At 66.4% G+C, this 23,756-nt stretch carries 22 protein-coding genes and 2 tRNA genes; 15 read left to right on the top strand and 9 right to left on the bottom strand.

All coding sequences use genetic code 11. The annotated features are described in order from the left end of the window. Positions 1-59: 59 nt before the first annotated feature. A tRNA-Ala gene (locus tag ACFSCW_RS13995) sits at positions 60-135 on the bottom strand. 200 nt (positions 136-335) lie between these two features. On the opposite strand from ACFSCW_RS13995, the gene ACFSCW_RS13990 reads away from it, so the two are divergent. Continuing rightward, on the top strand, positions 336-1,400 hold the full coding sequence (locus ACFSCW_RS13990) for a DUF2171 domain-containing protein (RefSeq protein ID WP_380890472.1): 1,065 nt from the start codon (positions 336-338) through the stop codon (positions 1,398-1,400). A gap of 107 nt (positions 1,401-1,507) precedes the next feature. Further along, positions 1,508-2,494: an NADP-dependent oxidoreductase gene (locus tag ACFSCW_RS13985; protein WP_380890471.1), complete on the top strand. Its 987-nt coding sequence runs from the start codon at positions 1,508-1,510 to the stop codon at positions 2,492-2,494. Positions 2,495-2,526: 32 nt separating this feature from the next. Here the strand turns inward: ACFSCW_RS13985 and ypfJ are convergent, their stop codons facing one another. Continuing rightward, positions 2,527-3,411, bottom strand: a complete 885-nt coding sequence (gene ypfJ, locus ACFSCW_RS13980; RefSeq protein WP_380890469.1) for a KPN_02809 family neutral zinc metallopeptidase — start codon at positions 3,409-3,411, stop codon at positions 2,527-2,529. A 350-nt stretch (positions 3,412-3,761) separates the two neighbouring features. Here ypfJ and ACFSCW_RS13975 point away from each other — a divergent pair, with 350 nt between their 5' ends. The 6 genes from ACFSCW_RS13975 (at position 3,762) to ACFSCW_RS13950 (ending at position 10,290) form a co-directional block, all read left to right on the top strand. Continuing rightward, positions 3,762-4,904 (top strand): patatin-like phospholipase family protein, encoded by a 1,143-nt coding sequence (locus tag ACFSCW_RS13975; protein WP_380890468.1) that lies wholly within the window; start codon positions 3,762-3,764, stop codon positions 4,902-4,904. An 8-nt stretch (positions 4,905-4,912) separates the two neighbouring features. After that, complete coding sequence (locus ACFSCW_RS13970) at positions 4,913-5,698, top strand: 3-hydroxybutyrate dehydrogenase (RefSeq protein ID WP_380890467.1); 786 nt, start codon at positions 4,913-4,915, stop codon at positions 5,696-5,698. A gap of 55 nt (positions 5,699-5,753) precedes the next feature. Next, the gene (locus ACFSCW_RS13965) at positions 5,754-6,380 is read left to right on the top strand and encodes a DUF4893 domain-containing protein (RefSeq protein ID WP_380890466.1); all 627 of its coding nucleotides are present in this window, start codon (positions 5,754-5,756) and stop codon (positions 6,378-6,380) included. A 111-nt stretch (positions 6,381-6,491) separates the two neighbouring features. Beyond that, a complete protein-coding gene (locus ACFSCW_RS13960; RefSeq protein WP_380891274.1) occupies positions 6,492-7,820 on the top strand; it encodes an amidohydrolase in 1,329 nt (442 codons plus the stop codon). Continuing rightward, on the top strand, positions 7,817-8,719 hold the full coding sequence (locus ACFSCW_RS13955) for a crotonase/enoyl-CoA hydratase family protein (RefSeq protein ID WP_380890465.1): 903 nt from the start codon (positions 7,817-7,819) through the stop codon (positions 8,717-8,719). Before ACFSCW_RS13960 ends, ACFSCW_RS13955 begins: the two co-directional genes overlap by 4 nt. A 116-nt stretch (positions 8,720-8,835) precedes the next feature. Then, positions 8,836-10,290: an amino acid permease gene (locus ACFSCW_RS13950; protein ID WP_380890464.1), complete on the top strand. Its 1,455-nt coding sequence runs from the start codon at positions 8,836-8,838 to the stop codon at positions 10,288-10,290. Here ACFSCW_RS13950 and ACFSCW_RS13945 read toward each other — a convergent pair. After that, positions 10,268-10,666, bottom strand: coding sequence for a DUF2147 domain-containing protein (locus ACFSCW_RS13945; RefSeq protein WP_380890462.1), 399 nt, complete (start codon positions 10,664-10,666; stop codon positions 10,268-10,270). The genes ACFSCW_RS13950 and ACFSCW_RS13945 overlap by 23 nt on opposite strands. 53 nt (positions 10,667-10,719) lie before the next feature. Here ACFSCW_RS13945 and ACFSCW_RS13940 point away from each other — a divergent pair, with 53 nt between their 5' ends. The 4 genes from ACFSCW_RS13940 (at position 10,720) to maiA (ending at position 14,458) form a co-directional block, all read left to right on the top strand. Then, positions 10,720-11,904 (top strand): parallel beta-helix domain-containing protein, encoded by a 1,185-nt coding sequence (locus ACFSCW_RS13940; protein WP_380890460.1) that lies wholly within the window; start codon positions 10,720-10,722, stop codon positions 11,902-11,904. After that, complete coding sequence (locus ACFSCW_RS13935; RefSeq protein WP_380890458.1) at positions 11,901-12,860, top strand: SO2930 family diheme c-type cytochrome; 960 nt, start codon at positions 11,901-11,903, stop codon at positions 12,858-12,860. The genes ACFSCW_RS13940 and ACFSCW_RS13935 overlap by 4 nt, the downstream gene beginning before the upstream one ends. A 111-nt stretch (positions 12,861-12,971) precedes the next feature. Continuing rightward, positions 12,972-13,838 carry an S-methyl-5'-thioadenosine phosphorylase gene (gene mtnP, locus ACFSCW_RS13930; protein ID WP_380890456.1) on the top strand — a complete coding sequence of 289 codons (867 nt, stop codon included), beginning with the start codon at positions 12,972-12,974 and terminating at the stop codon, positions 13,836-13,838. Continuing rightward, positions 13,835-14,458 carry a maleylacetoacetate isomerase gene (gene maiA / locus ACFSCW_RS13925; protein ID WP_380890454.1) on the top strand — a complete coding sequence of 208 codons (624 nt, stop codon included), beginning with the start codon at positions 13,835-13,837 and terminating at the stop codon, positions 14,456-14,458. The genes mtnP and maiA overlap by 4 nt, the downstream gene beginning before the upstream one ends. Before the next feature lie 138 nt (positions 14,459-14,596). Here maiA and ACFSCW_RS13920 read toward each other — a convergent pair whose 3' ends face one another. The 3 genes from ACFSCW_RS13920 to ACFSCW_RS13910 form a co-directional block, all read right to left on the bottom strand. Further along, on the bottom strand, positions 14,597-16,048 hold the full coding sequence (locus tag ACFSCW_RS13920; protein ID WP_380890451.1) for a flippase: 1,452 nt from the start codon (positions 16,046-16,048) through the stop codon (positions 14,597-14,599). 9 nt (positions 16,049-16,057) lie between these two features. Next, entirely contained in the window at positions 16,058-17,398 is a 1,341-nt protein-coding gene (locus ACFSCW_RS13915; RefSeq protein WP_380890449.1) for a UDP-glucose dehydrogenase family protein, read from the bottom strand. A 62-nt stretch (positions 17,399-17,460) separates the two neighbouring features. Then, positions 17,461-19,386 carry a S9 family peptidase gene (locus ACFSCW_RS13910; protein ID WP_380890447.1) on the bottom strand — a complete coding sequence of 642 codons (1,926 nt, stop codon included), beginning with the start codon at positions 19,384-19,386 and terminating at the stop codon, positions 17,461-17,463. A 231-nt stretch (positions 19,387-19,617) separates the two neighbouring features. On the opposite strand from ACFSCW_RS13910, the gene ACFSCW_RS13905 reads away from it, so the two are divergent. After that, entirely contained in the window at positions 19,618-20,466 is an 849-nt protein-coding gene (locus tag ACFSCW_RS13905) for a nidogen-like domain-containing protein (protein ID WP_380890446.1), read from the top strand. 626 nt (positions 20,467-21,092) lie between these two features. Here the strand turns inward: ACFSCW_RS13905 and ACFSCW_RS13900 are convergent. Beyond that, entirely contained in the window at positions 21,093-21,710 is a 618-nt protein-coding gene (locus ACFSCW_RS13900) for a DNA-3-methyladenine glycosylase family protein (protein ID WP_380890445.1), read from the bottom strand. Positions 21,711-21,784: 74 nt separating this feature from the next. Between ACFSCW_RS13900 and ACFSCW_RS13895 the strand changes: the two genes are divergently transcribed. Next, a complete protein-coding gene (locus ACFSCW_RS13895; protein WP_380890443.1) occupies positions 21,785-22,102 on the top strand; it encodes a 2Fe-2S iron-sulfur cluster-binding protein in 318 nt (105 codons plus the stop codon). Here ACFSCW_RS13895 and ACFSCW_RS13890 read toward each other — a convergent pair. Both ACFSCW_RS13890 and rlmB read right to left on the bottom strand, forming a co-directional pair. After that, positions 22,099-22,776 carry a hypothetical protein gene (locus tag ACFSCW_RS13890; RefSeq protein ID WP_380890441.1) on the bottom strand — a complete coding sequence of 226 codons (678 nt, stop codon included), beginning with the start codon at positions 22,774-22,776 and terminating at the stop codon, positions 22,099-22,101. The genes ACFSCW_RS13895 and ACFSCW_RS13890 overlap by 4 nt on opposite strands. Positions 22,777-22,789: 13 nt before the next feature. After that, on the bottom strand, positions 22,790-23,527 hold the full coding sequence (gene rlmB, locus ACFSCW_RS13885) for a 23S rRNA (guanosine(2251)-2'-O)-methyltransferase RlmB (protein WP_380890438.1): 738 nt from the start codon (positions 23,525-23,527) through the stop codon (positions 22,790-22,792). A gap of 97 nt (positions 23,528-23,624) precedes the next feature. On the opposite strand from rlmB, the gene ACFSCW_RS13880 reads away from it, so the two are divergent. Continuing rightward, a tRNA-Tyr gene (locus tag ACFSCW_RS13880) sits at positions 23,625-23,711 on the top strand. The last annotated feature ends 45 nt before the right edge of the window (positions 23,712-23,756 follow it).

Raw genomic sequence — 23,756 nt, 5'->3', positions numbered from 1 at the left:
GAGCCGCTGCGGCGTTCGGGCCAACGCGGCGGGAGCAAATGATTCTAAACGAAAGAAAATGGTGGAGCCGAGGGGGATCGAACCCCTGACCTCGTCATTGCGAACGACGCGCTCTCCCAGCTGAGCTACGGCCCCGCACCATCAACCGCGCCAGCCCCTGGCCGACGCGAAGCAGCGCCCTTACCCGCGCCTCCCGCGCGATGCAACACGCTTCGTCGCAAGCCCCTGAACGGGCCGGAACCAACCCATGCAAATGTGCGCTGGAACCTCGGGAGAGCGCGGCCCGGCGCGGGCTGCCATACGCCTTCCGGCTGACGACTCAGAGGAGACCTGAAATGGCCGATCGCAATGACTATCATGGCTATCGCGAACCAAGCGACCGCTATGCGGAAGCTTGGGAATTTGGACCTGAACCGATCCCGGGCGGCGGAGACCGCAATGAACGCGGTCGCTATGGCGGCGGGCGCGACAATGATCGCTATCGGATGGGAAGCGAGAGCGGCCGCAACGACTGGCGCGGCGACAATCGCGGCGGCCGCGACAACGATCGGGGCTTCTTCGAGAAGGCCGGCGAGGAAATCCGCTCCTGGTTCAGCGACGATGACGATCGCGGCCGCGACCGGCATCGCGACCGCGACCGCGACGAATGGCGCAGCCAGTCGCGGGACGACAGCCGCAACCGCGGATATGGCTATGGATCGATGATGTCGGGCATGGGCGGACGCGGCCGCGATTTCGGCCGGGACGCCAGCGAGCCCTGGGGCGGCGGCGACCGCGAACGGCGCTACGGCTCCAGCGCCTACGAGTCGCGCGGCTCTCGCTATAGCGGGTCGAGCGGCGACCGCGGCGGCCGGTTCGAGGACCGCGGCGGCTATGGCAGTGGCACGGGCGGCACTGGCGGCGGCGATTACGGCCGCAACCGCTTCGGCTCGCATCCGCACGACGAGCATTACAGCGAATGGCGCCGGCAGCAGATGGACGCGCTTGACCGCGACTATGACGAATATCGCCGTGAGAACCGCGACAAGTTCCACAACGAGTTCTCGAGCTGGCGCAGCAATCGCCAGCAGCAGCGCTCCAGCATGCGGAACGTGCGCGAGCATATGGACGTGGTCGGCTCCGACGGCGAGCATATCGGCACCGTCGACAAGGTGGCCGGCGACCGCATCATCCTGACCAAGAACGACGCGGCCGCGGGCGGCCATCATCACTCGATCCCTTGCTCCTGGATCCAGTCGGTCGACGAGCGGGTGACGATCAACAAGTCGGCGCAGGATGCCCGCCAGCACTGGCAGGACGAGGAAAACCGCCGCGCGCTGTTCGAGAATGACGATCGCCAGCGCGACGACGGTCCACATGTGCTGAACCGCAGCTTCTCCGGAACTTACGAGGACCGGTAAGGCTCGATCATGACGAGAAGGGCCCGGGGTGCACGCTCCGGGCCCTTTTCTTTGCCCGCCGAAGCGCGCAAGGTTTCGATCCGCAACGCAATAAGGGGAGGATATAAATGCGCGCCTGGGTGCTGAAGTCGCGGCCGAACGGAATGCCGCAGCCGAGCGATTTCGATTTGGTGGAGACGCCGGACCAGCCGCTCCAGGACGGACAGATCCGCGTCCGCAACCTCTGGCTGTCCGTCGACCCCTATATGCGCGGGCGCATGAACGACGCGAAGAGCTACGTTCCGCCGTTCCAGCTCGGCGAGCCGATGCAAGGCGGCGCGGTCGGCGAAGTGGTCGAGAGCCGGAATCCCGGCTTCGCGCCCGGCGACAAGGTGCTGCACATGGCCGGCTGGCGCGACACCGCGACGATCGGCGCCGAGGCGATGCCGCAGAAGCTGCCGAGCATCGGCGTCTCGGACGACACCTGGCTGCACAATCTCGGGCTGACCGGCGGCACGGCCTATTTCGGGCTACTTCGCACCGCTGAAGCCAAGGCCGGCGATGTCGTGTTCGTCTCGGCCGCGGCGGGTGCTGTCGGCTCGGCGGTGGTGCAGATCGCGAAGCTGAAAGGCATGACCGTGATCGGCTCGGCCGGCGGCGCCGACAAGGTGGCGTTCGTGAAGGAACTCGGCGCCGACGCCTGTATCGACTACAAGGCGGGGCCTGTGCTGCCGCAGCTTGCGAAGGCCGCTCCCGACGGCATCGACGTCTATTTCGACAATGTCGGCGGCGAGCATCTGGACGCCGCCTTCGCCACGGCCCGCCAATGGGCGCGTTTCGCGATCTGCGGGATGATCGACGTCTATAATGACGGCAAGCCGCAAGAGCTCAAATATATCATCCGCACCATCCCGACGCGGCTGACGATGCGCGGCTTCATCTACACCGACTATATGGCCGATTTCCCTGCCTTCACGCAGGAAATGGGCGGCTGGGTCGCGGGCGGAAAGATCAAGGCGCGGACGACGGTGCGGGATGGCCTGGATGCGACGCTCGACGCGTTCCTCGGCCTGTTCAGCGGCGCAAACACGGGCAAGATGCTGGTGCGGCTCTAATAAAACCCCTCCCCTTCAGGGGAGGGGCTTAGTCAGATCGCGCCCGAGAACGTATCGCACTGCGCGGGATCGCCGGTCTCGATGCCCTTGCGCAGCCATTTCATCCGCTGCTCGGCCGTGCCGTGGGTGAAGCTTTCCGGCACCACCCGGCCCTGGCTCGCCTGCTGCAGCACGTCGTCGCCGATCTGATGGGCGGCGCGCATGCCTTCCTCGACATCGCCCTGCTCCAGCCGGTCCTTGTTCGCCGCGGCCCAGACGCCGGCGTAGCAATCGGCCTGCAGCTCGACGCGGACCTGGATCGCGTTGCCCTCGGCCTCGCCAGCGCGCGCCTGCGCGTTATGCGCTTCGTCGAGGCGGCCCTGCAGATCCTGGACGTGGTGGCCGACCTCGTGCGCGATCACATAGGCCTGGGCGAAGTCGCCGGCGGCGCCGAAGCGCTGCGCCAGTTCGCGGTAGAAATCGGTGTCGAGATATACGCGCTTGTCGGTCGGGCAGTAGAACGGGCCCATCGCCGATTGCGCCGCGCCGCAGCCCGACTGGTCACTTTGCGAATAGAAATGCAGCGTCGTCGGCGTGTAGCGCGCGCCCGACTGCTGGAAGATGCGGCCCCAGGTGTCTTCCGTGCTTGCAAGCACCTGGCAGGAGAAGCGCCTTTCCTGGCTGCCCGAGCAGATCTGCGCGGCCGTCTCCGTGCCCTGCTGCTGCGCCGGCGATACGGCGCGCTGACCGCCCCCGCCGAACATGCCGAGCAGCCAGGCGCCGATCAGCACCACCGCGACGCCGCCGATGCCGAACCGGCTGCCGACCAGTCCCAACAGCAGGCCGAGCCCGCCGCCTCCGCCGCCGAATCCTCCGAACCCGCCGCCGCTGCGGCCTTCCTCGACATTGTCGCTGGTCCGGTAATCGTCGAGGCGCATGATCGGATTCCTTTCGCCGTCACAATGTTCGGGCAAGGCTAAGGGTCCAGACCCGGAGTCGGCAATGGCCATGACGGAGCGGATTTTGGCGCGAGGCCAGGAGCGAGGAGAGGCAGGTAGCAGAAGCTACCTGCCCGACGAGCGACACCGCATCGCGCCAAAATACGCCCGCCGCTTCGCGGTCGCCCGGAGAGGCGCGCTCGCTACGTCGCTTGCTTGCGCGTAGCCTCAGCTACGCGTCTGCGCCGCGCTCCTTGCCAGCGCGCCTCTCCGGGCGATCCTGGCCGTTGCCGGCTCCGGGTCTGGACCCTAGGTTGCCGCTGTTTAGCGCAATCGGTTACGGAGGCGATATGGCCGATGCCGATTCCCGACCGCGCCGCAGCAGGCGCGCGGCGATGCCGCTGCCGGATCAGGTCGCGCTGGTTCTGCAGGGCGGCGGTGCGCTCGGCTCCTATCAGGCCGGCGTTTACGAGGCGCTCGACGCGCAAGGCATCGAGATCGACCGGATCGCCGGCGTGTCGATCGGCGCGATCAACGCGGCGCTGATCGCCGGCAACCCGCCCGAGCGGCGGGTCGCGCGGCTGACCGAGTTCTGGGAGAAAGTATCGAGCTGGCTGCCGGGCTTCGCCATCCCGGGCGACGACTACTGGCGCGAGTGGGTGCACGAATGGTCGGCCGGCTTCGTCGCCATGGCCGGCGTGCCCGGCTTTTTCGGACCTCGGCCGCTGCCGCCCTTCTTCGCGCCCGCCGGCACGCCGGGCGCGCTCAGCTTTTATGACAATACACTGCTGAAAGAGACGCTCGACCGGTTGATCGACTGGGAGCTGCTGAACGATGGGCCGATCCATTTCTCGGTCGGCGCCGTCGAGATCGCGAGCGGCAACCTGCGCTATTTCAGCAACCGCAAGGAGCGGATCGACGCCCGGCACATCATGGCGTCGGGCGCGCTGCCGCCGGGCCTGCCGCCGGTCGAGATCGACGGACAGCTTTGGTGGGACGGCGGCATCGTCTCCAACACACCGCTGTCGGACGTGCTCGACACCCAGACCCAGCCGATGCTGGTGTTCCAGGTCGATCTGTTCTCTGCCGCCGGCGCGATCCCCAAGACGATCATGGACGTGTTCGCGCGGGAAAAGGAAATCCGCTATTCCAGCCGCACCCGCCGCGTGAGCGATCAGGCGCTGCGTCTTCGCAAGGCCAGGCGGGCGGTCGGGCGATTGCTCAAGAAGCTTCCCAAGGAGCTGCTCGACGATCCCGACGCCGTGTTCCTGCGCGACGCGGCGAAGGAGCAGCCGGTCAACGTCGTGCAACTCATCTATCGCGCGCCGGATTGGGAAAGCGGTTCGCGCGATTATGAATTCTCGGCCCGCACGATGCGCGAGCATTGGGCCGCCGGACGTGAGGCCGTGCAGGAGACGATAGACAAGTCTGCTCTGCTCGCCCGCAACATCGCCGACGGCAAAAGCGCCGCCTTCGACCTCACCCGCAAGTAGGAGTTTTCATGTTTCTGAAGGGCAAGACCGCGATCGTCACCGGCTCCACCTCCGGCATCGGCCTCGCCTATGCCAAGGCGCTCGCGGCCGAAGGCGCGGCGGTGACGATCAACGGCTTCGGCGACGCGCAGGCGATCGAGAGCGAGCGCGCCAATCTGGCGGCGATCAGCGGGGCGGAAGCGCGTTATTCGGCCGCCGACATGACCAAGCCCGACCAGATCGCGGCGATGGTCAAGGAGTGCGCGGATTCGATCGGCGGTCCCGACATCGTCATCAGCAACGCCGGCATCCAGTTCGTATCGCCAGTCGACGAATTCCCGGTCGAGAAATGGGATGCGATCATCGCGATCAACCTCTCCTCGACCTTCCACCTGATGCGCGCCGCGATCCCCTATATGAAGGCGAAGAAATGGGGCCGGATCATCTCGACCGCCTCGGCCCATTCGCTGGTCGCAAGCCCGAACAAATCGGCTTACGTCGCGGCGAAACATGGAATCGCCGGCCTGACCAAAACGGTCGCACTGGAAACGGCGACGCACGGCATCACCGTCAATTGCATCAGCCCCGGCTATGTGTGGACGCCGTTGGTCGAGAATCAGATTCCCGACACGATGCGCACGCGCGGGCTGACCCGCGAGCAGGTCATCAATGACGTGCTGCTCGACGCCCAGCCGACCAAGCAGTTCGTCCAGCCCGAACAGGTCGCGGCGCTTGCCGTGTTCCTGTGCCGCGACGAAGCGGCGCAAATTACCGGCACGAACCTGTCGATGGATGGCGGCTGGACCGCGGCTTAACGCTCTAGGCGATCCGCGCCGCGCGCGTTAGGCTCGCGGCAAAAGAGAGGGTCGCATGAAGAGAGTCGTAGCGGCGGGCGCATTGGCGCTGGTCGGATGCGCGCATAGAGAGCAGGTCGTGGCGGCCACGCCGGCAGCCCCTGATTGGCGCGCGGTCGCAACGCAGGCCGACCGCGACCGGCTGAGCCAGTGGCGCACGGCTTTCGTCACCGGCCTCGATCAGGCGCGGGCGAGCGGCCATGCCTCAGAGATCGCGCGCGAGGGGCGGCTGCTGGAACCCGATGCAGGGCGCCTGGACCCCCGGCCAGCCGCAGGCGATTATCGCTGCCGCGTCGTGAAGCTCGGGTCCAAGAATCCCGGCGGCCTCGCCTATGTCGCCTATCCGAGCTTTGCCTGCCGGATCGACGACGAAGGCGGGATCGCCAGCTTCCGCAAGATGTCCGGCTCGCAGCGGCCGGTCGGCGTCATCCTGGGCGGCGGCGAGAAATTGGTCTTTCTCGGCACGTTGGTGCTCGGCGACGAAAGCCGCCCGATCGATTACGGCCGCGATGCCGAGCGAGACATCATCGGCGCGGTCGAAAACCTGGGCGATGGCCGCTGGCGGATGATCCTCCCCTATCCGCATTTCGAAAGCGTGATGGACGTGGTGGAACTGGTGCCGATCACCCGGGCGCAATCCTAGAGCTCCGCTCGGCCTGAGCCTGTCGAAGGCCTCCCTTTCTTTTTCCCGATTTCCGAAAGAAGAAGGGAGGGCTTCGACAAGCTCAGCCCGAACGGGTTTGGGTGGTTATTTCTGGAGAACCCCGTGCGCGCTCTTGCTCTGCTTCCCCTGCTCTTCGCCGCCCCTGCCCTCGCCCAGCCGGACAGCCTCCGCGCCGATATCGCGAAGGACATGCCCGGGCTGATCACCATCTATCGCGACCTCCATGCCAATCCGGAGCTGTCGGGGCAGGAGAAGCGGTCGTCCGCAATCCTGGCTGCCGAAGCGAAGAAGGCGGGCTTCGAGGTGACGACTGGCGTCGGTGGCACCGGTGTCGTGGCGGTCATGAAGAACGGCCCCGGCCCCGTCGTGATGCTCCGCGCCGACATGGACGCACTGCCTGTGGAGGAGCAGACCGGGCTCCCGTTCGCCAGCAAGGTCCGCGCGATCGGCATCGACGGCAAGGAAACGCCGGTGATGCACGCGTGCGGCCACGACACGCACATGACCGCCTGGATCGAAACCGCGCGTCGGATGGCCGCCCTGCGCAGTGCATGGTCGGGCACGCTCATCATGATCGGACAGCCGGCCGAGGAAGTGAATGCCGGCGCATCGGCGATGCTGAAGGACGGCCTCTTCACCCGCTTTCCGAAGCCGCAATATGTCGTCGCCTTCCATGATTCCGCATCGGCTCCCGCCGGGACGGTGGGCTACACGCCGGGCTATGCCTTGGCCTCGGTCGATTCGGTTGACATGCTGGTGAAAGGTGTCGGCGGGCACGGCGCCGCGCCGGCCACGACCAAAGATCCGATCGTGCTTGCCGCGCGCATCGTCACCACGCTGCAGACGCTCTCCGCGCGCGAAATCGACCCGACCGACCCGGTGGTGGTCACGGTCGGCTCGATCCACGGCGGCACCAAGCACAATATCATCCCGTCCGAAGTGAAGATGCAGCTCACCGTGCGCAGCTATTCGAAGGAGACGCGCGCGCATCTGCTCGACGGCATCAAGCGCATCGCGCGCGGCGAGGCGATCGCTGCCGGCCTGCCGGAAGAGTTGATGCCGGTCGTCACGCCCTACGGCACCTCGGGCATCTCGACCTATAATGACGAGCCGCTCACCAATCGCCTTGGCGCGGCATTCAAGGCACGTTTCGGCGAGAGCCGCGTGATGCAGGCAAAGCCGGTAATGGTGTCGGAGGATTTTCCCGAATACCGTGAAGTCGATCCGCAGCACATTCAGTCGACCATCTTCTGGGTCGGCGGCGTGCCGCAGGCGAAATGGGACGCGGCGGGCGGCGATCCGGCCAAGCTGCCGTCCCTGCACAGCGCCTTCTGGGCGCCCGATGCGGAGAAAGTGATCGCGACCGGCAGCGAGGCGATGGTGACCGCGGCGATGGACCTGCTGGGCAAGAAGCCATGACCTACCAAACCATCATCGTCGACATCGCGGACGGCATCCAGCAGATCACGCTGAACCGGCCGGATCGGTTGAACGCGTTCAATGCGCCGATGATGCATGAGCTGATCGCTGCTTTCGACGATGCAGATGCCAATGACGACGTCCGCGCGGTGATCGTGACCGGCGCCGGCCGCGCCTATTGCGCGGGCGCCGATCTCGGCGAGGGCGGCGCTACGTTCGACTATGCCAAGCGACCGGACCAGATGGAGCAGGGCTCGCCGATCCGCGCCGACGGCAGCGTCGATTATTCGCATCCGGGCGTCCGTGACGGCGGCGGGCGGCTGACTTTGCGCATCTTCAACTGCAAGAAACCGGTGATCGGCGCGATCAATGGCCCGGCGGTCGGCATCGGCCTAACGATGACGCTGCCGATGGACTTTCGACTTGCGAGCGAGACCGCGCGGTTCGGTTTCGTCTTCACGCGCCGCGGTATCGTGCCAGAAGCGGCGTCTAGCTGGTTCTTGCCGCGCCTAGTCGGCATCGGCCAGGCGCTCGACTGGTGTTATTCGGGCCGGGTGTTCGATGCGGCGGAGGCGCTGAAGGGCGGGCTCGTCCGCTCGCTCCACGCACCCGATGACCTATTACCCGCCGCGCGGGCCTTTGCTCAGGAGATGACCGCACAGAGCGCGCCTGTGTCGATCGCTCTCACCCGCCAGATGATGTGGCGCATGATGGGCGCAGAGCACCCGATGATCGCCCACCGCCTCGACAGCCGCGCCATCTGGTCGCGCGGACAAAGCGACGATGCGCGCGAGGGGGTGCAGAGCTTTCTGGAAAAGCGCGAGGCGGCGTATCCGAACCGGGTCTCGACGGACTTTCCGGATTTCGGCGAGCTGCTCGGCGATCCCGAATATCGCTGAACTCCTCGCCCGGTTCGGCCTGAGCTTGTCGAAGGCCTCCCTTCCCCTTTACGACACGGTTTGAAGAACAAGGGAGGGCTGCGACAAGCTCAGCCCAAACCGATTGGAGGATGAGCTTGTCCAAATTACTCCGCCGCAAGGCGATCGCGACCGGCGACGCACAGCCTGCCGAGCACCGGCTGGCCCGCACTCTGTCCTGGCCGCATCTGGTCGCCCTGGGCGTCGGCGCGATTGTTGGCACCGGCATCCTGACTTTGATCGGCGTTGGCGCGGACCGGGCCGGGCCCGCCGTGCTGATCAGCTTCGCGGTTGCCGGTGCGATCTGCGCCTGCGCGGCACTTTGCTATGCCGAAATGGCGACGATGATCCCCGCTTCGGGCAGCGCCTATACCTATAGCTATTCGGTGCTGGGGGAGGTCTTTGCTTGGGTGGTTGGCTGGAGCCTGATCCTCGAATATTCGCTGGTCGTGGCGACCGTCGCAGTCGGCTGGTCCGGCTATGCCGTTGCCTTCCTGAAAGGTCTCGGCATCGTCCTTCCCGATGCGCTGACGCATGGACCGGCGGTGGCAGGCAGCCTGCTGGACGGCACCCTTCACCTGACCGCAAGCGGCGTGAACTTGCCCGCCATCTTCATCATCGCCGTCGTCGCGGGTCTGCTGATGCTGGGCACCAAGGAAAGCGCGACGATCAACACCGGCCTCGTGGTGCTCAAGATCGTGACGCTCGCGCTGTTCGTCGGCGTGGCGCTGCCGCATTTCGACCCCGCCAATCTGCACCCCTTCGCGCCCAACGGCTATGGCAGCACGCCCGGCGCGAACGGCGTCAAGTATGGGGTGATGGGGGCGGCGGCGATCATCTTCTTCGCCTTTTACGGCTTCGACGCGATCTCCACCGCTGCCGAGGAAGCCAAGAACCCCGAACGCGACCTTGCGATCGGCATCGTCGGGTCGATGGTCGCCTGCACCGCGATTTATATGATTGTCGCGGCAGCAGCGGTCGGCGCGCTGCATTATACGGGCTTCGCCAACAGCCCCGAGCCCCTGGCGCTGATCCTGCGCGAGATCGGGCAGCCAGGCGTATCGACGATCGTCGCGGCCGCGGCCGCAATCGCGCTACCGACGGTGCTGCTTGCGTTCCTTTATGGGCAAACGCGCATCTTCATGGTGATGGCGCGCGACGGCTTTCTACCAACTGGGCTGGCCAAGGTGTCGAAGCGCGGGACGCCGGCGGCAATCACGGCACTGACCGCGGTGTTCGTCGCCTTCATCGCGGCAGTGACGCCGCTCGACCTGATCGCATCGCTCGCCAATGCCGGCACACTTTGCGCCTTCATCGCGGTCGCGGCGTGCGTGCTGGTGATGCGGAAGCGGGCGCCCGAGATGAAGCGGGCGTTCCGCACCCCTGCCGCATGGGTGGTGGCGCCTGCGGCGATCTTGGGGTGCCTTTATCTGTTCACCAGCCTGCAGGGCATCACGCAGAAGAGCTTCTTCGTGTGGAACGGGATCGGGTTGGCTATTTACTTGATCTATGGCGTGGGGCGCAGCCGGGCTACGGAAGGCGGGTCCAGATAGCGGAGCGGCAGAGGAAGGCGATCAGGCAACCGCGCAGCTTCAGCGTGTTCGGGCCGAGGCGCTGGAGCGTGGTGCTGTAGCTTTTGCCCACCTTGGGATCGTAGCCCGTGCCGCGCCAGACAGCGTTGTCAGCCACGAAGCCGCTCAGCACCTGCAGCCCGACCAAGGGCCGGTTGCGCAGCGCCGGATCGGGATTGTTGCGGTCGACCGTCACGTCCTTGCGCATAGTTTTGACCAGCCGTCCGCAGAGTTTCGCCCCGCAAGGCGCGATTTCGACGACTCCATCCTTGGCATCGGTGAGCCAGCTTCCCGTCACCGGTTCGGCGGCGATGGCAGGGGTGGCGGCGAGCAAAGCGAACGAAACCAGCATCTTCATGGGAGCGAGGCAGACCCGTTGCTGACACGACTGTCAAGCGTTAGCCTCTACCCATGAAAGCGTGTCTCCTCGCCCTGCTCGTCACGGCGGCACCGCTCGCCGCCAGGACCATCACCATAGCACCCGGGCCCGACGCCCAGGGACGCCTCCAGTCCGCGCTGATCGAGGCGCAGCCGGGCGACACGGTGCAGATCGGCGCCGGGCGGTTCGACCTGACCGACGGCCTGTCGCTCGACGTGGACAAGGTCACGGTGCGCGGCGCCGGGCCGGACAAGTCGGTGCTGAACTTCAATGGCCAGAAAGGCGCCGGCGAAGGGCTGCTCGTCACGTCCAAGGATGTGGTGCTGCGCGACTTCGCGGTGGAGGACACCAAGGGTGACGGCATCAAGTCCAAGGGCGCCGACCGCATCGTCTACCACAATGTCCGCGTCGAATGGACCGGCGGCCCGAAGGAAACCAATGGCGCCTATGGCGTCTATCCGGTCAGCTCGACCGACGTGCTTATCGACCGGGTGACGGTGCGCGGCGCGTCGGACGCCGGCATCTATGTCGGGCAATCGCGGAACATCGTCGTCCGCGACTCGACCGCCGAGTTCAACGTCGCCGGGATCGAGATCGAGAACAGCTATAACGCCGACGTTCACGGCAATACCGCGCGCAAGAATGCCGGCGGCATCCTGGTCTTCGACCTGCCCAACCTGCCGCAAATGGGCGGCCATGCGATCCGGGTGTTCGGCAATCGGGCAGTGGATAACGACACGCCGAACTTCGCGCCCAAGGGCAACATCGTCGCCTCCGTGCCGACCGGAACCGGCGTGATGGTGATGGCCAATGCCGACGTGCATGTATTCGGCAACACGCTGGAGAATAACGGCAACACCAATGTGATGCTGATCGGCTACAAGCGGCCCTTCACCGACACCCACTACAACCCGCTGCTCCGCACCGTCGTGGTCCGCGACAACCGGCATGGCCGCGCCGGCTTCGCGCCGAGCTTTGCGGGCGGCAAGGAGCTGGCCGCGGCGATGGGCGGCACACTGCCGCCTGTCTTCTGGGACGGCACCGGTACCGGCGTGGTCGTCCGCGATGCCGTGCCGGCGCTGAACCTCAATCTTCCGAGCCCCGATGCGCCGGTGGCCCAGGCCAAGCCGACGCCGGCAACTTTCCCCGCGGGTGCCCTTCCCGCCGAGCCGAAGCCGGTGGTTCTCCCGCCGTCGATGGAGGCGGCCATCAAGTGAAGCGCGCCGCGGCTGCCCTCGCCTGGTTGCTGCTGGCGAGCGCTGCCCCGCCTTCGGTCGATGACGCGCTGATCGCTGGCGACACGCTGCCGCCCCGCCTGTCCGATTTCCGGTTCTTCGTCGGCGGCGAGCCCAATGCGCGCGTGCATCCTTACACGCTGAACACGCCGCTCTTTTCCGATTATGCCGAGAAGGCGCGGTTCATCTACGTGCCGCCGGGCAAGACGGCGCGCGCAATCGGCGAGGGGCTGATCGACTTTCCTGTCGGATCGGCGCTGATCAAGACCTTCGGCTATCCGGGCCGCACGCTGGAAACGCGCGTGCTGCTGCACCGGGCAAGCGGCTGGGTGGCGCTGCCTTATGTGTGGGACGGGCGCGACGCCCTGCTGAAACGCGGCGGCACGCGGATCGACGTGACCGTGCACGGCCAGCCGATCAGCTATCCGGTGCCGAACCAGAACCAGTGCAAGGAATGCCATCAGTCCGCGGGCGCGCTGCAGCCGATCGGGCCCAAGGTGCGAAACATGGCGCAGCCCCTGCTTGCCGATCTGGTGCGCGCGGGCCTACTCGACCGTGCGCCTGCCGGCATGAAGCTGCCGCATTGGGACGACACCGCCGCACCTGTGGCGGATCGGGCGCGCGCCTATTTCGACGTCAATTGCGGCCATTGCCACAACCGCGCTGGAGCCGCGAGCAACTCGGGCCTGTATCTGACCTGGGAGGAAGCCGATCCAGTCGCGCGCGGGATCGGCAAGACGCCCGTCGCTGCCGGACGGGGGAGCGGCGGGCTGGAAGTGGCGATCGCGCCGGGCGAGCCGGACAAGTCGTTTCTGCTCTATCGGATGCAAAGCACCGAACCGGGGGTGGCAATGCCGGAACTTGGGCGTTCGATGACGCACACGGAAGGCGTGGCGCTGGTGCGGGATTATATTGCGGGGATGCACGCCTCGCACTGAGTCCTCCTCCAGGTTTGGCCTAAGCTTGTCGAAGGCCTCCCTTCCCTCTTACTGACTGCGAGAAACAAGAAGGGAGGGCTTCGACAAGCTCAGCCCAAACCGGAGTGAGAGATGGGCGAGTGGTTTGTCGGAGTATTGGGCGGCTCCGGTCTGTACGGCGTCGACGCCCTCGAAAACGCTGAATGGCGCACCATCGAGACTCCCTGGGGCAGCCCGTCCGACCAGATCCTCACCGGCACCATTGAAGGCATGCGGTTCGCCTTCCTGCCGCGCCACGGCCGCGGGCATCCGATCTCTCCCTCCGAGCTCAACTATCGTGCCAATATCGATGCGCTGAAGCGGATCGGCTGCACCGACCTGATCGCACTCTCGGCGGTCGGATCGCTGCGGGAGGAGCTGCCGCCCGGCCGCTTCGTCGTCGTCGACCAGTTCATCGACAATACAAAGCTGCGGGCGAGCAGCTTCTTCGGATCGGGACTGGTCGCGCATGTGTCGATGGCCGATCCGGTGTGTCCGCGCCTCGCCGGCTTTGCCGCCGCAGCGGCCACGCGGGCTGGCGCGCAGGTGACCGAAGGCGGCACTTATGTCGCGATCGAAGGACCGCAATTCGGCACGCGCGCTGAAAGCCATATGGTCCGCGGTTGGGGCGCCGACGTGATCGGCATGACCGGCATGCCGGAAGCCAAGCTCGCCCGCGAGGCGGAGCTGCCTTATGCGCTGGTCGGCATGGTCACAGACTATGACTGCTGGCGCAGCGACGAGGCCCATGTGGAGGTCGACGAAGTGCTGCGGGTGATGCACGCCAATGCCGGCATCGCGCGGCGCACCGTCGCGGAGTTCGCACGGTTGCTGCCGCCGACGCGCGAGCCGAGCCTGATCGACACCTGCCTGGACGTCGCGATCGTGACGGCGCCGGAAGCGCGCGATGCGGGGTTGGTCAAGAAGCTGGATGCCGTTGCGGGGAGAGTGCTCCGATGATCCGCCTGTTCGACTATTTCCGCTCCTCGGCCAGCTATCGCGTGCGGATCGGGCTGAACCTCAAGGGCGTCGACTATGAGCGAGTCGATATCGCGCTACTGGAAGGCAAGCAGCGGGAGGCGGACAATCTGGCGCGCAATCCGCAAGGGTTCGTGCCGACGCTGGCGATCGACGGGCATGAGCTGACCCAGTCGCTTGCGATCCTCGATTATCTCGACGCGCGATTTCCCGAGCCGCCTTTCGTTTCGAAGGACCCGGCGCGACGGGCGAAGACGCTGGCCCAGGCGCTGCTGATCGCCTGCGACATCCATCCGCTCAATAACCTGCGCGTGCTCGGCTATCTGAAGAACGAGCTCGGCGTCGATCAGGCAGCGCGCGACGACTGGTATCGGCATTGGGTCCGCGAGGGCTTTGCCGCGCTGGAGCGGATGGCGGAGGGCAGCGGCCTGTATCTGGGCGGCGACACGCCCGATTTGGCCGACATCTGCCTGGTCCCGCAGATGTTCAACGCCCGGCGGCTGGAGCTGGACCTGACGCCGTTCCCGACGCTGGTGCGGATCGACGCGGCGTTGCAGGCGCTGCCCGCTTTCGCCGCCGCCCACCCGGAGCGAGTCGCCTAAAGCTCTTCCGCCCGTCTCGTCCAAGACCCGTCCATCCCGAGCGAAGTCGAGGGACGCACTGCCCTTGAGCTGCGATCAGAAAGTGCGTGTCTCGACTTCGCTCGACATGGACGGTGAGAGGATCGGATCAGAGTAAAGTTAGCCGACGAAGCGCGCGGGCAGGAAGCGGCGGCCCTTGTCGAGCAGCTCCGGCGGGGCGATCCGCCAGCACATCGCGCCGACGATCACGGCCAGCACCAGTCCGCTCAGCCACCACATCGGATTGGTATAGGCGAACCAGTCCGACAGGATCGCCGCCGCCAGCATCGGCACGCCCATCATCAGGATCAGCGGCGCCGGAGTGAATTTGCGCCGCGCCGCCCACCACATCATCAGGAAATCGGCGGTGTTGCGGATCGCGAACACGGCCGCGCAGCCGATCAAGCCGAACTGCTTCATGCCGAGATAGAGCAGCACGAGATAGGGCGGGATCTGGATCAGCAGCACCTTGGTGACGAGATCCGGCCGGCCGGTGCCCTGCATCCAGCTATAGGGTACGACGGCAAAGGCGTTGACCCAATAGCCGAGCACGATCAGCGAGCCGACTTCCGCCGCTTCGCCGCCGATCGCCTTGCCCACCCATAGGTCCAGAAAGGGGTGGAGAATGAAGATGCCGCCCATGATCGGCAGGCTGATCGCGGCGAGCAGCACGCGGATCGCCTTTTCGCTTAAAATGATGCGCTCTTCGGGCGAGGCCGTGGGCAGGCGCGGGAAGACGGCCATCACCAGTGCGTTCGGGAACATCGCGATGCGCTGGGCGAGCTGAAACGGCACGGTGTAGATCGTGACCGCGCGCGCGCCGAGCACGGCGCCAATCGCGAAGCGGTCGAGGATGACGAGAATCGGGCCGAAGAGGCCGGTGACCGTCACCCAGCTGCCATAGCCGAGCAGCTCCTTGATCTGCGAGCGCACGAACCGGTGCTTTTGCCCGCGCGTGATAAGGACGTGGCAGCGCCACCAGAGCACGGCGATCGCGACCGCCCGCGCCGCGATCGAGGCGATCAGCAGGTTGCTGAGATTGGGGCCCCAGGCGAGCGCCACCAGGATCGGGAAGATCTGGAACAGGCTGGTCGACATGACCGAGATCATGTTGGTTTCGAGGAACCGCTCCCGCGCCTGCAAGGCCCCGGTCAGCACGCCGGTCATCGTCGCGATCGGCACCGCGAGCGCGAGCCAGGGGACAGCGGCCATGATCTCCGGGCGGAGCCGTACGTCGACCTTGAAGATCTGGTCGAAGAAGAAGGCGGCGGCGGCCCAGAGGACGAGCGCGCCGACCGCGCCCATGATGATGTTGGTGACGATCGCAGTCCAGAACACGTCAGCGCGGTCCTGTGCGGGCGCGTCCTTCAGGGCGGCAATGCTGTAGGTCGTGGCGCGGCCCAGCCCCAGGTCGAACAGGCCGAAATAACCGAGCAGCAGCCAGGCGATCGCGAGCACGCCGTAGCGGTCGGTGCCGACCAGCTTCAGGTAGATCGGGACAGTGACGAGCGCGAGCAGGATCGGCAGCACCGCGCCGAGCAGGTTATAGGTGGCGTTGCGGCTGACGCTCATTCGGGCCGGTCAGGCGACCTTCTCGAGCGGCGCTTCCGCGCCCGCGACGCCGCGGCCGACGCCGTGATAGGCAAGGCCCGCCTTCTCGGCCTCGGCCGGGTTGTAGACGTTGCGCAGGTCGACCAGCACGGGCGCACGCATCGTGGCGGCAAGCCGCCTCAGATCGAGCGCGCGGAAGGCGTCCCATTCGGTGACGAGCACGAGGGCGTCGGCATTCTCGGCGACTTCGTACGGGCTCTGCTTATAGTCGAGCTCGCCGAGCATGAGGCGCGCCTGCTCCATGCCTTCGGGATCGTGGGCGGCAATCTCGGCGCCCGCCTCGCGCAGCACGCGGACGATGTCGAGCGACGGCGCGTCACGCATATCGTCGGTGTTGGGCTTGAAGGTGAGGCCGAGCAGGCCAACGCGCTTGCCCTGCGCGGAGCCGCCGAGCGCCTCGATCACCTTGTGGCCCATCGCTTCCTTGCGCTTGTCGTTCGCCTCGACGGTGGAATGGACGATGCGCAGCGGCACGCCATAATCCTCGGCGGTCTTCAGCAGGGCGAGCGTGTCCTTGGGGAAGCAGGAGCCGCCATAGCCGGGGCCGGCGTGCAGGAACTTCGACCCGATGCGGTTGTCGAGGCCGATGCCGCGCGACACGTCCTTGACGTCGGCGCCGACCTGCTCGGCCAGATCGGCGAGTTCGTTGATGAAGCTAATCTTGGTCGCGAGGAACGCGTTCGCCGCATATTTGATCAGCTCGGCGGTCCGCCGTCCGGTGAACAGGATCGGGGCGGCGTTGAGATAGAGCGGGCGGTAGACTTCGCGCACCACCTCTTGCGCATGCGCATCTTCGGTGCCGACGACGATACGGTCGGGGCGCTTGAAGTCGCCGATCGCGGCGCCTTCGCGCAGGAATTCGGGGTTGGAGACCACCGCCCAGGCGAAATTGGGGCGCGTTTCCTTCAGGATCGCCTCCACCTTGTCGCCGGTGCCGACGGGCACGGTCGACTTGGTGACAACGACGCAGGGCTTGTCGGCGGCCTGCGCTATCTCCTTGGCGGCGGCGAAGACATAGGAGAGGTCGGCATGGCCGTCGCCGCGGCGCGAGGGGGTGCCGACCGCGATGAACACCGCGTCCGCGCCGGCGACGCCCGCCTGCAGGTCGGTGGTAAAGGACAGGCGGCCGGCCCGGACGTTGTTCGCGACAAGGGCATCGAGGCCGGGCTCGAAGATCGGCATGCGGCCGGCTTTCAGCGCCTCGATCTTGCTCTCGTCCTTGTCGACGCAGACAACGTCATGGCCGAAATCCGAGAAACAGGCTCCGGAGACGAGCCCGACATAGCCCGATCCGATCATCGTGATTTTCATGCGCGCACCTTCTTTGGCGCGCCCTTAGCGGCGGGCGCGACCGGTTACCAACAGATTCAGGGTTACTGCGCTTTGGCGAGGAATTGCGCGGTCGAAGCGGCGAGCGTGTCGCCGGCCGGCTCGCAGCGGCCGCCGAGATTGGCCGCCAGAAACTCCTCGGTGATTGCGTTGAACGCGATATTGTTCTCCGGTCTCGCGAAGCCGTGCCCCTCGTCCGGGAACAACACATAAGTGACCGGAATGCTCCGCTCCCGCATCGCCGCGACGATCTGGTCCGATTCCGCCTGCTTGACGCGCGGGTCGTTCGCGCCCTGGCCGATCAGCAGCGGCCGCCGGATGCGGTCCGCCTTGTGGAGCGGCGAGCGCTCCTTCAGCAGCGCCAGCCCCTCCGGCGTTTCCGGATTGCCCATGCGGCGGTGGAATTGCTGCACGACCGGCTTCCAATAAGGCGGGATCGTCTGGAGGAGCGTTTCGAGGTTGGACGGGCCCACGATGTCGACGCCACACGCGAACACTTCGGGCGTGAAGGCGAGGCCCGCGAGCGTCGCATAGCCGCCATAGGAGCCTCCCATGATCGCAATCCTGTCGCGCCGGGCGATGCCGCGTTCCACCGCCCATTCGACCGCGTCGATCAGGTCCTCGTGCATCTTCGCGCCCCATTCGAGGTCGCCGGCGGCGATGAAGCTTTTGCCGAAGCCGGTCGAGCCGCGAAAGTTGACCGCAAGCACCGCATAGCCGCGATTGGCGAGCCATTGGTGATAGGGGTTGTAGCCGTGCTGGTCGCGCGCCCACGGCCCGCCATGCACCAGCAGCACCATCGGCAGCGGCGCGTCCGGAATGCCGGTGCGCTTCACGTCCGCCATGTAAGGCAGCGACAGATAGGAGACCAGCGCCAGCCCGTCGCGCGCCGGGATCTCGACCGCGTGCATCGGCACTAGAGGCGCATGCTCCAGCTCCGGCCGCGACACGTAGAACAGGTCGAGTTCGTCCTTGTTGCGGTCGTAGAGATAGACGGCGGGCGGGCCGACGACCGGGTCCACGGCCACGGTCCAGCGGCGATCGTCGTCGGTGCGCGACGTGATTTCGATGTCGCCCTTCAGCAGCGCCTTCAGCCGGTCGAGCGTTGCGCCGATGGCGGCATCGAGCGCCACCCATTCGCGCGTCAGATAATTGACCGAATAGGCCTCGACGCGACCGGTCAGCGGATGGGCGAGGACGCGCAGGATGTCCGCGCGGGCATCCTCTGCGATCACCTCGCGGGCACCACTCGCCATATCCTCGGCGATCAACGCAGCGGTGTCGCGGCCGCGGCTGTCCACCCAGTAGAGCGTCGCGCCGTCGGTGGTGAAGCCGGCGGGCTGGGTGGTCAGCGCATCCTCCAACGTCGTCGCCGCGAACGGCTCGGCGGTGACCTTGCCTTGCTCGACCCGGAAGAAATCCATGCCGCCTTCGGCGTTCGGCACCAGCGCGATCCTGAGCGCCAGCGAATCGTCGGCGAGGAAACCGGCATAGCCGTCGCCGCGCATCACTTCGGTCAGTTCGCCCGTCGCTAGGTCCAGCCGATTCACGTCGTGCCATTGCGGATCGCGATTGTTGAGGCCGACCAGGATTTCGCCGCGCTTCGTCACCGACGTGCCGACGATCACGACACGCGTGTTCTCGAACGGCGTCAGGCAGGCATCGGCACCGCTGGCGATATCGACGCGGTACAGCAGGAAATTCTCGTCGCCCGCCTTATCCTGCACATAAAGCAGCGCGCTGGAGTCCGGCGCCCACAGATATTGCCCGATCGGCCGCGCCTTTTCCGCCGTCATCGGCCGCGCGTCGGACGGATCGGAGGCCGGCGCGAGCCACAGGTTCAGCACGCCGTCGCGCGGGGCCAGCCACGACAGCCAGCGCCCGTCGGGGCTGATCTTGCCCTGGGCCTTTTGCGGGTTGCCGAACAGTTTGGCGCGCTCGATCAGCGGCACTTCGGGAGGCTGAGTCATGGCTCTCGCTTTAGGCGCTGCCGCCGCCCTGCCAAGACCTGTCCCGGATCGGGCCAGCGGTTACCGCCGCTTTAACTTCATCGAAGCGCAACGCATTTTCGTCGCGCAACCCGTTCTCTTTCCAACAGGAATCTTTCAGCCGGCACGCGACCCAAGCGGCGCAAAGCCGGGCGGGTCCAATCCAAACGTGCCGCTCGGACACACCGGCGGCGACCTACTCAGGGGTGTTTCATGTTCAAGACTGTACTTGCCGTTGCGTTCCTTTCGGCGGCGGCCACCGCCTCTTTCGCGCCGGCCTCGGCGGCCGTGGTCACCGGCTTCAGCAGCACCACGCTGCAGACCGGCGACGACTTCTTTGCAGGGCCGGTGAACCTCGGCTTCTCCGCCAATTATTTCGGCAATGCGAAGACCAGCGCGTTCATCAGCAGCAATGGATATCTGACGTTTAACTCGGGCCAGTCGGGCTATAATCCGGTCGGCCTGGGCGCCGGTTACACGGGCCAGCCGATCATCGCCGCTTTCTATGCCGATGCCGACACCGGCCGGGGCGGCACGATCGGTTATGGCACCGGCCTGTTCAATGGCCGTTCGGCGTTCGGCGTGACCTGGAACAATGTGGGCGTGTTCGGCGGATCGACCGACGACAAGCGCAACAGCTTCCAGATTCTGCTGGTCGACCGCGGCGAGACTGGCGCGGGCAATTTCGACATCGTGCTGAACTACGACAAAATCCAGTGGGAGACCGGCTCGGCGAGCAGCAGCGGCGGCCGCAACGGCCTGGGCGGCAACAGCGCGGCGGCGGGCTATAACGCCGGCACCGGCAACCAGCCGGGCACCTTCTTCGAGTTCGCCGGATCGCGCGTGAACGGCGCCTTCCTCGACGGCGGCCCGAACGCGCTGGCGCAGAACAGCAATGTCGGCCTGGCCGGCCGCTATGTGTTCAACGTGCGCGGCGGCAACGTCGCCCCGCCGCCCGCGGGCGTGCCCGAACCGGCCACCTGGGCGATGATGATCGGCGGCTTCGCCCTAGCCGGCGCGACCGCGCGGCGGCGGGGTGGGCAGAAGGCGGTGCTTGCTTGACCAATGCGGACCGCCGGGCGAGCGCTCGGCGGTCCGTTGTTCGCAATTCAGGATTGTCCGGAACAAGCAATGTCCGCTTTCGACCCATAGCGGACATAAGCCCCTCTCCCGCTCGCGGGAGAGAGTGTCAGGTAAACAGCGCCCCGCGCTGTTTAGGTCATGCCGGGGGCATGACCGGCCTGACACTGGGCCCAAGCCGTCAGGCTTGGGAGGGTGCGGGCCTGTATCGAGGACCGAACCAAGGGCCCTCACCCCGCTCGCGCCCGCAGGCGCGAGTCGCCCTCTCCCGCAAGCGGGAGAGGGGCACACGTCCGCTTTCCCACCCTTAGCGGACATTCGCGCCACTGTTTCGTCATTCCCGGGCAGGCGAATGCAATGCTGTCCTACACCCCCGGCGCTGAGGCATATGCTGCTGGATGACCCAGCCTCGCCTTGACCCGATCCCATCTTTTGCCCGTCGCTCACCATTCGTCGCGGAATCTCCACGGTTCCCCATGTTCTATTTTCCGCCAAGCACCTGTAAATAAAGGGCAATCCCGCATAAGTTCACGAAAAAGACGGCTCACCCCTGGAAGTTTGTGAACTTAAGGCCGGGCTTCCGTGCGTCCCCCGAGTTCCGGCGCCGCTCAGATCGCAACGATCTTGTAGTGGTGCCAGGCGAAGATCGCCGCGGCGCCGCGGTGGGGGCGCCAGCGTTCGGCGAGCTCGCGGGTCTTCTTTTCGTCGGGGCGTTCTTCGAGACCTAATAGCGTGCCGACTTCGCGCATGACCGCGAGGTCGCCTGCGGGCCAGATGTCGGGCCGGCCTTCGGCGAACAGCAGGTAGATTTCCGCCGACCAGCGGCCGATGCCCTTGATCCGGGTGAGCGCTTCGATCGCTTCCTCGTCGTCTTCGGGCAAATGGTCGAGGTTCAGCTCGCCGCTTGTCACCAAGGCGGCGAGGCTGCGGGCATAGCCGCTTTTCTGCCGCGACAGGCCGGCGGCGCGCAGTTCCTCGTCGGTCGCCGCGAGCAGTTTTTGGGGATCGGAGGTGTCGCCGAGCGCCGCTTCCAGCTTGGCCCACATCGAGCTTGCCGCAGCGACGCTGACCTGCTGGCCGACGATCGTGCGGAGCAGCGTTTCGTAGCCCGGCTCGCGGATGCGCGGCTCCGGATAACCGGCGCGGGCGAGCGCTTCGGCGAAGACCGGCTCGATCTTCGCCAGCGCATCCAGCGATGCTTTGAGTTGATCGGCCGTGAGTCCCATATGCTTGACCCTTACGTCCCGCCGCGACATGGCGACACCCAAAGCCTCGCTAGGCTGAACAGAAAGGGAACGCAATGCCGAAGCTGGTGGTGGTGACGCGTGACGGGAGCGAGCGTGCGGTGGAGGGCGATGTCGGCCTGTCCGTCATGGAAGTGATCCGCGAGAACGGCTTCGACGAATTGCTGGCGCTGTGCGGCGGCTGCTGCAGTTGCGCGACCTGCCATGTCCATGTCGACGAGGAATGGCTCGGCAACCTGCCGAAGATGAGCGAGGATGAGAACGACCTGCTCGATTCAAGCGACCACCGCAACGGCCAGTCGCGCCTGTCGTGCCAGATTCCGTTCACCCAGGATCTGGACGGCCTGCGCGTGACCATCGCGCCGGAGGACTAACGCAGCCGCAACACCGCCGTCGGCGCATCGCGCGTCAGCGGGCTCACTTTCCAGCTCAGCGTCTTGCGGCCGCCTGCGACCTGCGGCCCCTCCTCGTAATTGGTGCTGACGATCTCCGCGTCGGTGTCGAGCGTGAAGGTCCCGTCCATCTTGGCCGAGGCGTCGCCGCCGCCGCCCATGCCGCTCATCGGACCGGCCTGGTCCTTGCTGTCGTTAGCGAAGCCCGGCGCCTTCACTCGGATCGTGCCGTTGGCGCGCAGCTCGACCGCGACGAACGGCACGATCGCCTGCGCGTCGAGGTTGAACGGATAGATGAAGGCGTGGTCGAGCCGGCCGGAGACCTGATAGTCGATCAGGAATCTGCCCTCGCCCATATAGCGGACCGAACGGTAGCCGGCCTCTTTCGACAGCGCGTCGGCGATGGCGCGGTTCTTGGCCTCGCTGTCCGCCTTTTTCTTGGCGGCCTCGGCGGCCTTGGTCTTGTCGTCCTTGTCGGACGCGTCGGTCAGATTCGCATCCTGGTCGATCGCATAGACTTCGCCCACATAGGCATAGGTGAAGCTGCGATCGGCGTTCACGGTGAGCTTCGAGGTGAACTTGCCCGGCGCCAGCAGACAGCCGGCGAGCAGCAACGGCAGGCCAAGCACGCCCGCGATCCTGAACCAAGCCCCCATGTCTTCCCCCGTTTCAGCTCCGCGTGGCGACCGCGTAGAGCGCGATCGCCGCGGCGTTCGACACGTTCAGGCTTTCTACACGGCCGGAGATCGGAAGTCGCGCCAGTTCGTCGCAATGCTGGGCAGTGTTGTGCCGCAGCCCCTCCCCTTCCGCGCCCAGCACCAGCGCGATTTTCGCCGAGCCGAGGGTCTCCGCCAGGGTCCGCTCCGCTTCGCCGGCGAGGCCGATGCGCCAGAAGCTGGCTTCGGCCATCTCGTCGAGCGCGCGGGCGAGGTTCACGACCCGCGCCCAAGGCACGACTTCCAGCGCACCCGAGGCAGCGCGGGCAAGTGCGCCCGATTCGGGCGGGCTGTGCCGGTCCTGCGTGACGATACCGCGCGCGTCGAAGGCAGCGGCCGAGCGCAGGATCGCGCCGACATTGTGCGGGTCGGTCACCTGGTCGAGCACGAGGATCGGCCGGTCGCCCTCGCCAGTCAGCAATTCGTCGAGGAAGACGTCTTCCAACGGATCGACTTCGAGGACCAATCCCTGGTGCGGCGCGTCGGCGGGAACGAGCCGGCCGAGATCGGCGACATCGGCCAAGGTGACCGGCAGAGACGACGGCAGATCGAGACGCGCGGCCGCGTCGCGGGTGGCCCAGAGCTTCACGGCGCGTCGCTCCGGATTGGCGAGCGCAGCGGTGACGGCGTGCCGGCCCCACAGGCGGGGGCGGCCGGATGCGGCGGCGGACGGACGATGACGCTTCTTCATCTGGGCGGCACTACACCAAAGCCGAAGCGTTGACAGGCCGCGCGCGGTTCGTCATTGGCTCGCGCTCCGCTCGCCCCGGGATCACCGGGGCCGACCTGGACAGGTGGCCGAGTGGTTAAAGGCAGCAGACTGTAAATCTGCCGGGCTTCGCCCTACGCTAGTTCGAATCTAGCCCTGTCCACCATCCCCCGAAACCGTTCGGACCCTTCCAACGCCCTTGAGCTTGGTC

It is taken from the genome of Sphingomonas tabacisoli, assembly GCF_042678385.1.
Lineage (GTDB): Bacteria > Pseudomonadota > Alphaproteobacteria > Sphingomonadales > Sphingomonadaceae > Sphingomonas_B > Sphingomonas_B tabacisoli.
Note: the sequence above shows the minus strand (reverse complement) of the source record. Positions and strands in the feature narration are given on the sequence as shown.

Coding starts and splice junctions, on each gene's coding strand:
- ACFSCW_RS13990 (WP_380890472.1), top strand. CDS start 336: ATGGCCGATCGCAATGACTATCATGGCTATCGCGAACCAAGCGACCGC.
- ACFSCW_RS13985 (WP_380890471.1), top strand. CDS start 1,508: ATGCGCGCCTGGGTGCTGAAGTCGCGGCCGAACGGAATGCCGCAGCCG.
- ypfJ (WP_380890469.1), bottom strand. CDS start 3,411: ATGCGCCTCGACGATTACCGGACCAGCGACAATGTCGAGGAAGGCCGC.
- ACFSCW_RS13975 (WP_380890468.1), top strand. CDS start 3,762: ATGGCCGATGCCGATTCCCGACCGCGCCGCAGCAGGCGCGCGGCGATG.
- ACFSCW_RS13970 (WP_380890467.1), top strand. CDS start 4,913: ATGTTTCTGAAGGGCAAGACCGCGATCGTCACCGGCTCCACCTCCGGC.
- ACFSCW_RS13965 (WP_380890466.1), top strand. CDS start 5,754: ATGAAGAGAGTCGTAGCGGCGGGCGCATTGGCGCTGGTCGGATGCGCG.
- ACFSCW_RS13955 (WP_380890465.1), top strand. CDS start 7,817: ATGACCTACCAAACCATCATCGTCGACATCGCGGACGGCATCCAGCAG.
- ACFSCW_RS13945 (WP_380890462.1), bottom strand. CDS start 10,666: ATGAAGATGCTGGTTTCGTTCGCTTTGCTCGCCGCCACCCCTGCCATC.
- ACFSCW_RS13940 (WP_380890460.1), top strand. CDS start 10,720: ATGAAAGCGTGTCTCCTCGCCCTGCTCGTCACGGCGGCACCGCTCGCC.
- mtnP (WP_380890456.1), top strand. CDS start 12,972: ATGGGCGAGTGGTTTGTCGGAGTATTGGGCGGCTCCGGTCTGTACGGC.
- maiA (WP_380890454.1), top strand. CDS start 13,835: ATGATCCGCCTGTTCGACTATTTCCGCTCCTCGGCCAGCTATCGCGTG.
- ACFSCW_RS13920 (WP_380890451.1), bottom strand. CDS start 16,048: ATGAGCGTCAGCCGCAACGCCACCTATAACCTGCTCGGCGCGGTGCTG.
- ACFSCW_RS13915 (WP_380890449.1), bottom strand. CDS start 17,398: ATGAAAATCACGATGATCGGATCGGGCTATGTCGGGCTCGTCTCCGGA.
- ACFSCW_RS13910 (WP_380890447.1), bottom strand. CDS start 19,386: ATGACTCAGCCTCCCGAAGTGCCGCTGATCGAGCGCGCCAAACTGTTC.
- ACFSCW_RS13905 (WP_380890446.1), top strand. CDS start 19,618: ATGTTCAAGACTGTACTTGCCGTTGCGTTCCTTTCGGCGGCGGCCACC.
- ACFSCW_RS13900 (WP_380890445.1), bottom strand. CDS start 21,710: ATGGGACTCACGGCCGATCAACTCAAAGCATCGCTGGATGCGCTGGCG.
- ACFSCW_RS13895 (WP_380890443.1), top strand. CDS start 21,785: ATGCCGAAGCTGGTGGTGGTGACGCGTGACGGGAGCGAGCGTGCGGTG.
- ACFSCW_RS13890 (WP_380890441.1), bottom strand. CDS start 22,776: ATGGGGGCTTGGTTCAGGATCGCGGGCGTGCTTGGCCTGCCGTTGCTG.
- rlmB (WP_380890438.1), bottom strand. CDS start 23,527: ATGAAGAAGCGTCATCGTCCGTCCGCCGCCGCATCCGGCCGCCCCCGC.